Source organism: Methylobacterium sp. WL103, from assembly GCF_008039885.1.
GTDB classification, from domain to species: domain Bacteria; phylum Pseudomonadota; class Alphaproteobacteria; order Rhizobiales; family Beijerinckiaceae; genus Methylobacterium; species Methylobacterium cerastii.
In genome coordinates, this window is record NZ_VRUX01000577.1 from 1 (window position 1) to 2,623 (window position 2,623).

The 2,623-nt window shown below is 70.6% G+C and carries 3 protein-coding genes; 2 read left to right on the forward strand and 1 reads right to left on the reverse strand.

The window, feature by feature from the left end:
* Window positions 1-764: hypothetical protein (locus FV222_RS22560; protein WP_246685605.1), on the reverse strand; the 764-nt coding region annotated here is incomplete at its 3' end.
* A gap of 186 nt (window positions 765-950) precedes the next feature.
* Here FV222_RS22560 and gspG point away from each other — a divergent pair.
* Window positions 951-1,394 carry a type II secretion system major pseudopilin GspG gene (gspG, locus tag FV222_RS22565; protein ID WP_147763175.1) on the forward strand — a complete coding sequence of 148 codons (444 nt, stop codon included), beginning with the start codon at window positions 951-953 and terminating at the stop codon, window positions 1,392-1,394.
* 149 nt (window positions 1,395-1,543) lie between these two features.
* Window positions 1,544-2,623 (forward strand): secretin N-terminal domain-containing protein (locus FV222_RS22570; RefSeq protein ID WP_348644948.1); only part of this gene is annotated, 1,080 nt, incomplete at its 3' end.

The following is a 2,623-nucleotide window of genomic DNA, read 5'->3' on the forward strand; positions in this document are numbered from 1 at the left end:
ATGCGGGGCAGGCGCGACAGCCCCACCCGCACCGCGGCGAGGCCGGCGCTGCGCTCGCGCAGGTGCATCCAGTAGACGTAGGCGCAGATCACCCCCGCCACGACGGCGACGAACCACAGACCGAGCAGCGGCCCGTAGCCGACGCGGCCGTTCAGCTCGCGCATCAGGCCCATCGCGAAGGCGGCGTACCAGGACACGCCCGAGATGGCGCCGGAGATCAGGAACACCCCCGTGCGCAGGCGCGAGACGCTCTCGAACATCGGCCGGCTGACGTCGCGCAGCACGCCCGGCAGCACCAGGGCATGGATCAGGAGGCCGTTGACGGTCAGCACCACCACCACGCTCACCTTGGCGACCAGCTTGGGGTTGGCGAGCTTCTCGGGCGATTCGAACCAGTACAGCGCGAGGAAGCCGAGACCCGACACCCAGAGCAGGCCGATGCCGACCGACACCACCTTGCTCACGAACAGGAAGGTGCGGGCGATCTCGGCCGGCAGCCCGCCCCAGCGCATCCAGCGCAGAATCCAGAAATCGAGCATGGTCGCCCCGCCGAGGCCGAGGCAGAGCCCGATGAGGTGCAGGCCGACCAGCAGCGTCAGGATGCGGATCGGCGGCAGCGGCGCCGGCATCGGCAGGGTGATCGGCTCCGCCGCGCAGGCCGGCAGGGCCCAGACGAGGCAGCCGGCCACCGCAAGCGCTCCGGCGACGACGGCGCCCGACGACAGGGTCCTAGGAGGGCGCGTGGGTCCGCCGGTCGGGATCATGCGTGTTCCTGGCGGCGCGCCCTGCCGCGCCCGAGTGGTGCCCCAGGCTTGGCAGGAATCCGCTAACAAACATCAAAGAATCCGTTCCTGTCACGCCGCTCGGACGGCTCGTCCACCCCGCGTGAGGCGGTTCCTTCAGAAAGGCGGTGCATCTTAATTCCCAACCACCACGAACAGGACGCGACGATGACCACCGACACCATCGATCCCCGGGGCGAGGCCGACGCAGGCCAGGCGGGCTTCTCGCTGGTCGAGCTGCTCGTCGTCCTGGCGATCATCGGCATGATCGCGACCATGGTGACGCCGCAGGTGCTGGGCTATCTCGGCCGTGCCAAGGGCGAGACGGCGCGCATCCAGGTCAAGAACATCGCCCAGGCGGTGGAACTCTACTATCTCGATCTCGGCACCTATCCGACCGCGCAGCAGGGCCTGCAGGCGCTGGTGCAGCCGACGGGCCCGAGCTGGCGCGGCCCCTACGTGCGCGACGCGCGCGGCCTCAACGATCCGTGGGGCCGCCCGTATCTTTACCGTAATCCCGCGGTCGGCGGCGGACCCTACGAGGTCTACTCGCTCGGCAGCGACGGCAAGACCGGCGGCACGGGCGACGGGACCGACGTCGCAAGCAACTGATGGTTGCTTTCTCGCGGGAACACGGCCGGCAGGAATACAACCGGTTCCCGGGCGAGGAATTTCCTTAACCTATGGCAAGACGCTGTTAACCATAAAGTCCTAGCGTCGCCCTCGACCCGAACCGGCGGGTGGGGGGGATCGACACGGGCATGAAGCGGCGACGGATCATCAACGTCGCGCTCGCCGGCCTGGTCAGCTGGTCCGCAGCGCCCCCCGCCCGGGCGGCCGAACCGGAACTCGGGTTCCGGCCCGGTTCGAACCCGTCCCATGCCCCGAGCCCTTCCCATGCCCTGATCCGGCGTGGCGACGATCGCTTCACCGGCGGCGAAGCCTCGCGGCAGGAGCCGCAGCTCGGCGGCATGGTCAGCCTCAACCTCGTCGAGGTGCCGCTGCCGGTCGCCGCCAAGGCGGTGCTCGCCGACACGTTCGGGTGGGGCTACACCCTCGACGAGCGCGCCGTCGGCACCATCACCCTTCAGACCGGCGGCCAGGTCACCCGCGACACGCTGCTCTCGATGTTCGAGACGGCGCTGTCGAGCCGCGGGCTCGCCCTGAGGCGGCGCGGCCGCACCGCGCAGATCGTCCCGGGCGGCAAGAGGCCCGGCGCGGTCCAGGCGGTCCAGGGGGTCGGCGCGGAATCCGGCGCGGTGATCGTGCCGATGCGCTGGATCGCGGCGGCCGAGATGCAGGCGATCCTGGCTTCCGTCGCGCCGCGCGACGTGGTGCTGCGCGTGGACCGGGCCCGCAACCTGCTGATCCTGTCGGGCGAGAGCGGGCAGATCCAGGCCCTGCGCCAGACCATCGCCGTGTTCGACGTCGACTGGATGCGCGGCATGTCCACGGCGATGCTGCCGGTGCGCTCCTCCAATCCGGGCTCGCTCGCCCGCGACCTCACCCAGATCTTCGGCGGCGAGGCGGCCGGCACCGGCGACGTCATCCGCTTCATTCCCAACGAACCGCTCAACGCGGTGCTCGTGGTGAGCTCCCGCGCCACCTATCTCGACCGCGCCCGGGTCTGGCTTGAGCAGCTCGAAGGCCTCGCGGCCGAGCGCGAGCGCCAGCTCTTCGTCTATCGAATCCAGAACCGGTCAGCGAAGGAGCTGGCGCTTGTGCTGCAGGGCGTGGTCGCGGCGGAAACCGGCGGCAGCGTCGGCGTCTCGAGCGGTCTCGGCTACGGCGGCGGCGGAGGCTACGGCGCCGCCGGAGGCTATGGCGGCGCGGGCCTCGCC